Here is a 7,013-nt window from a genome sequence, read left to right on the forward strand (position 1 = left end):
ACGGAGGCGACGATCAGCTCGACGCCGAGCTCGGCCGCGCGCCGGTCGCGCAGCTCGATGGCTTCGGGGAAGTTGTGCCCCGTGTCCACGTGCAGCAGGGGGAACGGGATGGGGCCGGGCCAGAACGCCTTCTGGGCCAGCCGCACCAGCACCGTGGAGTCCTTGCCGCCGGAGAAGAGGAGGACGGGGCGCTCGAACTCCGCCGCCGCCTCGCGCAGCACGTAGACGGCTTCGGACTCCAGCGCGTCCAGGTGGCTGGGGCGGTGGAGGCGCGGCACGTCCTGGGCGGGCGCGAGCGCTTCGGCTTCCGGTGCGGGGGTCATGCGTCCTCTGGGCGGGTCGGGCGGGGAGCGGCGGGGTGCACTGCGCCCACGACCCAACGTCGCCAATCGGCGGGGCTGGAGCAACCCCCCGCGCCCGTTTCAGGGGCGCGGCGGCGCTTCACGGTGCGGGCTCGCCCCACCGCTCCTTGAAGCCGCGGATCTCGTCGGGCGAATAGAAGTGGCGCGTGTAGCGGGCCGAGTACACCGTGTCCAGCACGGAGGCCGGAACGCGGATCTTCTCCTTGGCCTCGCGATAGCTGCCGCGATAGGCGTGCTGCTCCCCGGCGTTGGCGTGCGGGATGGCGGCGGGGCGCACGCGGAGCCCGTAGAAGGCGCTCACCGCCTCGGGGAGCCGCGCGAAGCTCTCCTGCCGGATCAGCAGGAGCCGCGCCTCCTCCCCCTCGTAGATCTGCCAGCCGCGCGCCTGGTCGAAGGGCTCGGCGAAGATGTCGATCCCCATCGTCTCCTTCACGTTCGCGTCGAACCACGCGTCGAGCTCCCACCAGTGGGCGCCGGCCATGAGTCCGCGCGCGGCCGGCTTTTCGTCCAGCAGCCGCGCCAGCGCCGCCTCGAAGGCTACGGGCTCGGTGCTCTTGCGGGATCGGAAGAACGCCCCCGAGAGGCGCCGCCCCACCGGTTCGCGCGTCGACGAGATCACGTGCGCCTTGCGGGGCGGAACGAAGCCGGCGTCGCGGGCGGCGGCGCGCAGGTGCAGGTGCACCGCCCATCGCTCGTTCATCCGCCCGCGGTCCCAGCCGGCGCCGGCCAGGAAGCCGCGCGACCGGCGGTCGCGTTCCCACGCCTCCGCGGAGCGCCGCAGGCCCAGCTGGTGGTTCGTGCCGCGGATCTCCGCCCGCAGCCCCAGGTTCTGGATGAACTCCAGCAGGGTGTACGTGCCGGTCTTGGGGATGGTGTGCACCAGGTGCAGGTCGTCCAGCGCCGGCTCCCTTCCCACCCGCTCCGCCAGCCGCTGCAGCCCTCCGGCCAGCGCGCCGCGAATGCCGCCCGCTCGATCGGTCATCGAATCAGGCACCGCGCCCGCTCCACCGCGCCTTGAACCCCGCGATCTCGGCGGGCGTGTAGAAGTGCCGCACCAGCTCCGTCGAGTAGATGCGATCGAGGAGCGGCTCGGGGAGGCGGATCTGCGCGCGGACGCTCAGGTACTGCTCGTGGTACGGAAAGCTGCCGCTGTCGTTCTCCCGCACCGCCGGGACGCTGGCCGCGGGGAGCCCGTAGAACTCGCCGACGGCTTCCTGGATGCGCCCCATGCTTTCCTGGCGGATGATCAGCAGCCGCGCATCGCGCCCCTCGTAGAGCTGCCAGCCGCGCCCGCGATCAAAGGGAGCGCCGAACACGTCGAGCCCCATGCGCTCCCCCAGCTCGCGGCGGATCCACGCGTCGTGCTCCCACCACTCGCCGCCCTCCAGCCAGGGGTAGACGATGTGAAGCTCGCCGGTGAGGTAGCGCGTCACCGTTTCCACGGTGAGGGAGGCGGGATCCAGCGCCTCGGGGTAGCGCTGCGCGGAGTAGAAGAGCGCGGAGATCCACTGCGCCACCGGCTCGCGCACGGCGCTCATCACGCGGATCTTGCGCGGGGGCCTGCCCCCGGCGACGGCGGCGCGGGCCATGAGGCGGCGGTGCAGCAGCACCCGCTCCCACGTCTTGCCGTCCGACTCGTTCATCTGCACCAGCTCCCACTTGGGGAAGGGGCACTCCTCCCACCCCGGCAGCTCGGGACCGCACACCGAGTGCGCCTTGTGGAACGCGCCCTCCACCGGAAGCTGCCGCAGGACGTTCCACAGGGTGTTGGACCCCACCCGGTTCGGCGACAGCACCAGGTGAAGGTCCTCGATCATCGGCGGCCGCGCCTCGTCCGGGCCGGAGAGTACGCGGATGCCGGCGCGCGCGGCGCGGAGGACCAGCCCCCTCGGCACCCGGCGCGCCCGGCGTGCGGCACGGCGCACAAGGCTCATCATCGCTCCTCCCAGCGGCGTCTGAACGCCTGCAGCTCTGTGTCTGAATAGAAGTGGCGCGCGTAGCGGCCCGAGTACACCGTGTCCAGGAGCGACGCCGGCACCCGCAGCTTCTCCCGGGCCTCGCGATAGCTGCCGCGATAGGCGTGGTGCTCGCCCGCGTTGGCGTGCGGAACGGCGGCGGGGGCGGGGAGCCCGTAGAAGGCGCTCACCGCCTCGGGAAGCCGGGCGAAGCTCTCCTGGCGGACCAGCAGGAGCCGCGCGTCCTCACCCTCGTAGATTTGCCACCCGCGCTCACGGTCGAACGGCTCGGCGAAGACGTCGATTCCCATCGTCTCCTTCACGTTGCGGTCGAACCAGGCATCCAGCTCCCACCAGCGCGCGCCGCTCAGCCATCCCGATCTCAGCGGCGTCCGTTCCATGAGCCGCGCCAGCGCTGACTCCGCGTCCATGGGCTCCCGGTTCTCGCGCGCGCTGAAGAACGCTCCCGACAGGCGCTGGCTCACCGGCTCGCGCGTGGCGGAGATCACGTGCACCTTGCGCGGCGGAGCGCAGCCGGCGGCGGGAGCCCTCCGCCGCAGGTGGTGGTGGATCGCCCAGCGCTCGTTCACGCGCCCGCGCTCCCATGCGGCGTTCACCATGAAGGCGCGCGCCCGCGGATCGCGCTCCCAGCTTTCCGCGGGGCGGCGCGAGCAGAGCTGGTGGTTGGTGCCGCGAACGTCCGCCCGCAGCCCCAGGCTCTGGACGAGCTCCAGCAGCGTGTACGTGCCGGTCTTGGGGATGGTGAGGACCAGGTGCAGGTCGTCCAGCGACGGCTCCGCCCCAGCCAGCTCGGCGACGCGCCGCAGCCGCTCGGCCAGGGCCCCGCGGACGCGGACCGTGGCCGGGCGCCGCGTATGGCTCGATTCGGTCATCTTATCGGGTTCATCAGGGCGGTCACTCCCGCCCCGGGTACGCGGCGGCTCGCCCGTCCGGAGAAGGGCGCCCGCCGGGTGTGGCTGCACCGGTCTCCGGCGGCTGGAACCGGGTGGTCCACGGCACCGACGGCCGCACCACGCCGGCCAGCGGCTCGGGGAACCCGCCGGCGGACGCGAGCCCCTCCAGGACCTCGAAGCCCACGCCCTCGGAGGGGTGCAGCTCGGCGACGCTTCCGGACTCCGGCCCCGCGCCGTCCGCACGCGCCCACAACCGCGCGCCCACCCGCAGCCGTCCGGGCGCCAGGAGGTGCGGAGGGAGCCAGGCGGTGGAGCGGTACGTGCCGGCGGGACGCGTGCGGCCGCGCCACTCCGCGCCATCCTCCGCCACGAAAAAGGTGCACGACCCCGTGTCGTCCTGGAACCAGAGCGCCGCCACCACCTCCGCGCCGCCCGCCGGCACCTCGTAGGTGATCTCGATGCCTACGGTGGAGCCCACGCCCGCCACCGCGGCCGTCCGCCCGTCCTCGCCGCACACGCGCAGCCCGCCGATGCGCACCGCGGCCGTGCCGTCCGCGCTCGGAGCCGAGCGGTGCGCGGTGAGCGGCTCCGCGGCGCCCAGCCCGCGCCGCCCGCGTGCGGAAGCCGGGTCGGGGCGGCGCAGGTGGTACGCGTTGAGCGCCTCCTCCACCGTCCCCTCCGCCACCACGACGCCGCCGTCCAGGGTGATGGCACGCTGGCAGCACGCCGCCACCGTGGAGGCGCGGTGCGAGACGAGCAGGAGCGCGGTCCCGCGATCGCGGATGTCGGTGAGCCTGCGGCGGCACCGCTGCTGGAAGTGGTGGTCGCCGCCCGCCAGCGCCTCGTCCACGATCAGGATGTCCGACTCCAGGTGCAGCACGGTCGAGAGCGCCAGCCGCGTGCGCATCCCGCTGGAGTAGCTGCGGATGGGCAGGTCGATGGAGTCCTCCAGCTCCGCGAAGGCGACGATGTTGTCAAAGCGGCGGCGGATCTCGGCGCGTACGGCGCGCATGGTGGCACCCTTGCCGTAGACGTTCTCGCGCCCCGTCCACTCCGGGTTGAACCCGGCCTGCAGCTCCAGGAGCGCCGCCAGCCGCCCGCGAAGCTGGAAGCGCCCCGTGGTGGGCCGCGTCACGCGCGCCAGGATCTTGAGCAGGGTGCTCTTCCCCGCCCCGTTGTGCCCCAGGATGCCCAGCGACTCGCCGGGCATCACCGTGAAGCCCACGCCGCGCAGCGCCCAGCGCGGTTCCGGGCGCGGCTGCGTCCCCGCGAGCCGGCCGATCCAGCCGCTTTCGGGGGCCGGAACGGGGTACACCTTGCCCAGATCCTCTACCTGGATGGCCGGTTCAGGCACGCGCGGCGCTCCTCACAGGCGGTCCGAGAACTCGTCTTCCATCCAGCGGAAGATCGAGAATCCAACCGTAAAGATCGCGACCGCGGCCAGCGCCGGGTAGGCGAGCTCGCTCAGGGAGGCCGGCTGGCCCAGCATCGCGGCGCGGAACGCCTCCAGGATTCCCACCATCGGGTTGAGGCGGTACCATCCCCGCCACTCCGGCGGCACCAGGGAGGCCGGGTAGATGACGGGCGACAGGAACATCCAGAGCTGCATGACGGCGGGGAGCCCCGCGCTCACCTGCCGGAAGCGGACGTTGGCGGCGGCCGTTGCCATCGCGAGGCCGGTCACCAGCACGAGCGCCACCGCCAGCGCGGGCAAGGCCAGCCAGACCCCCCGCCCGGGCACCCGCCCGAATGCCGCGAGCACCGCCAGCACCACGCCCAGCCCCAGCCCGAAGTCGATCAGCCGCCCCGCGATCGCCGCGAGGGGAAGGAGGAGCCGCGGAAAGTACACCCGCGTCACCAGGCTGCTCTGCGCCACCACGCTCCCGGCGCTGGCCGTGAGCGCGCCGCGCGCAAAGATCCAGAACGTCAGGCCTACGACGATGAAGAGGCGGTACGGCACCCCGTCCGCGCCGATGCGGCCGATGCGCCCGAAGACGGCGCCGAACACCAGCATTCCGGCGACGGGCTGCAGCACGATCCAGGCGAAGGCGAGCACGCTGCGCCGGTAGCGCTGCTGCAGGTCGCGGCGCAGAAAGGTGAGCCACAGCCCCCGCCAGTCCCAGAGCTCGCGGATGCACGCCCGGTCCGGCAGGGTGATGGCCGGGCGGGGCTGGGCCGCGTCAACCGAGACCAGCATGCGCCTCGCTCGTTCGGGCGCCGACCGCGCGGGCCGCCAGCTCGCCGTAGATCGCCTCCAGCCGCGAGACGTGCGCCGCCACGGAGAGCGGCGGGCTTGTGCGCGCGGCAAGGGTGCGCAGAAGCGCCCGGTTCTCCGCCAGCCGCCGGATCGCCGCCGCCAGCCCCGAGCTGTCGCCGGGGGCGAAGAGGAGGCCGTTGACCTCGTGCCCCACGACTTCGGCGATCCCTTCCACGTCCGAGCCGATGACCGGGCACCCCACCGCGAACGCCTCGTACACCACCAGCGGCGTGTTCTCGGGCCAGACCGAGGGCACCACCAGCGCATCCATCGAGGCGAGCACGCGCCGCACCTCGCGATTGGGGAACGGCGGACAGAGCCGGATGCGCGGATCGCCCTGGGCCAGCGCCCGTATGTGCGCATGGTAGGCCTGAGATGCCGCGTTCGTCCCGGCCTCCCCGTGGATGCTCAGCTCCACGGGGAGTGCCGGCGGGAGCAGCCGGAGCGCATCCACTGCCACGTCCACGCCCTTGTGCTCGGCCACGCTGCCGATGAAGCCCAGCCGCAGCACGCGCTCCCTCCCCCGCTCCGCCTGCTGCGCGTCGCCGGCCACGTCGATGCCGTACGGGAGGTACGACACCCGCTCCGCATCGATCCCGCCCTCCACCAGCGTTCTCTCCATCAGCCGCGACGGGGCGAGCACCCGGTCGATCCGGTTCAGCTCGCGGCGCAGAAAGGGCTGCCGCGCCACCAGCGCCCTGGTCTCGGCGACGAACCTCCGCCCCGCGACGAGGCGCGAGCCGGTGGCGGCCTTCACCCCCAGCCCGATCATCCAGTTGGGGGCGCGCGCCACGATCCCGGGGAGCGAAACGGGGTGGCTGTCCACGTTCGCCGCGACGTGGCGGATGCAGTTGATCCCCGACTCGCCGGGCCCCGCGCACAGCTCGTTGCCGCCCAGCCGCAACTGGCTGTACGGGCACACCGGCCAGAAGTCCGTCGCGGTGAAGACGGTCGGGATGCCGCGCTCCACGCACGGCCCGATCAGCGCCGCGGAGAGCCTCGCCAGGTGGACGAAGTGGACAACGTCCGGCTCCACCTCGGCCAGCAGCCGGTCGAAGGCGCGCGCGAAGAGGTGGTTGTCGTACGCGAGCTCCGTCACCACGCTCTGGTCGCCCATTGGATCCGGCGAGTGGCGGAAGCGCTCCACCCGCAGACCTTCGTACGTGTAGCAGTCGAAGCGCTCCTCGTCGCGCAGCGGGCGCGGGTCGGGGTAGCCGGTCACCACCACCACCTCGTGGCCGCGCGCCTGTAGCTCCCTCGCGATACCGAGTGCGATTACCTCTGTGCCGGCTGAGTAATCGGGGAGGAACTGGTGGACGGTGACGATGATCTTCATGCGCGGAGACGACGGGTCGGACGCGGGGAAATCCACGAAAACGCCCGTCTTGCACTGGCATCATCGCAGGACCGGGGCGTTCGTGTCAACCGCCCGGGGAGCTCGGCGCGCGCGCAGTGACGCATTACGAGCCCGCTTCCGCGCCCTCCTCCCAAAGGTAATCGGCCGCGTACGGGGCGTAGAGCGGGT

General features: G+C 72.7%; 7 protein-coding genes. All 7 read right to left on the reverse strand.

All coding sequences use genetic code 11. The annotated features are described in order from the left end of the window. Positions 1–323 (reverse strand): phosphoadenosine phosphosulfate reductase family protein (locus VF647_08855; protein ID HEX8452193.1); only part of this gene is annotated, 323 nt, incomplete at its 3' end. 118 nt (positions 324–441) lie between these two features. After that, positions 442–1,344 carry a putative capsular polysaccharide synthesis family protein gene (locus tag VF647_08860; protein HEX8452194.1) on the reverse strand — a complete coding sequence of 301 codons (903 nt, stop codon included), beginning with the start codon at positions 1,342–1,344 and terminating at the stop codon, positions 442–444. A 4-nt stretch (positions 1,345–1,348) separates the two neighbouring features. Next, on the reverse strand, positions 1,349–2,299 hold the full coding sequence (locus tag VF647_08865; GenBank protein HEX8452195.1) for a putative capsular polysaccharide synthesis family protein: 951 nt from the start codon (positions 2,297–2,299) through the stop codon (positions 1,349–1,351). Then, positions 2,296–3,210 (reverse strand): putative capsular polysaccharide synthesis family protein, encoded by a 915-nt coding sequence (locus tag VF647_08870; protein HEX8452196.1) that lies wholly within the window; start codon positions 3,208–3,210, stop codon positions 2,296–2,298. The genes VF647_08865 and VF647_08870 overlap by 4 nt, the downstream gene beginning before the upstream one ends. A 22-nt stretch (positions 3,211–3,232) precedes the next feature. Then, positions 3,233–4,585: an ABC transporter ATP-binding protein gene (locus tag VF647_08875; GenBank protein ID HEX8452197.1), complete on the reverse strand. Its 1,353-nt coding sequence runs from the start codon at positions 4,583–4,585 to the stop codon at positions 3,233–3,235. Positions 4,586–4,597: 12 nt separating this feature from the next. Further along, positions 4,598–5,428: an ABC transporter permease gene (locus VF647_08880; GenBank protein ID HEX8452198.1), complete on the reverse strand. Its 831-nt coding sequence runs from the start codon at positions 5,426–5,428 to the stop codon at positions 4,598–4,600. Further along, positions 5,412–6,824, reverse strand: coding sequence for a glycosyltransferase family 4 protein (locus VF647_08885; protein HEX8452199.1), 1,413 nt, complete (start codon positions 6,822–6,824; stop codon positions 5,412–5,414). The genes VF647_08880 and VF647_08885 overlap by 17 nt, the downstream gene beginning before the upstream one ends. Positions 6,825–7,013 lie beyond the last annotated feature (189 nt).

The sequence above is a fragment of the Longimicrobium sp. genome, assembly GCA_036387335.1.
GTDB lineage: Bacteria > Gemmatimonadota > Gemmatimonadetes > Longimicrobiales > Longimicrobiaceae > Longimicrobium.

Coding starts and splice junctions, on each gene's coding strand:
- VF647_08865 (HEX8452195.1), bottom strand. CDS start 2,299: ATGATGAGCCTTGTGCGCCGTGCCGCACGCCGGGCGCGCCGGGTGCCG.
- VF647_08880 (HEX8452198.1), bottom strand. CDS start 5,428: ATGCTGGTCTCGGTTGACGCGGCCCAGCCCCGCCCGGCCATCACCCTG.
- VF647_08870 (HEX8452196.1), bottom strand. CDS start 3,210: ATGACCGAATCGAGCCATACGCGGCGCCCGGCCACGGTCCGCGTCCGC.
- VF647_08885 (HEX8452199.1), bottom strand. CDS start 6,824: ATGAAGATCATCGTCACCGTCCACCAGTTCCTCCCCGATTACTCAGCC.
- VF647_08860 (HEX8452194.1), bottom strand. CDS start 1,344: ATGACCGATCGAGCGGGCGGCATTCGCGGCGCGCTGGCCGGAGGGCTG.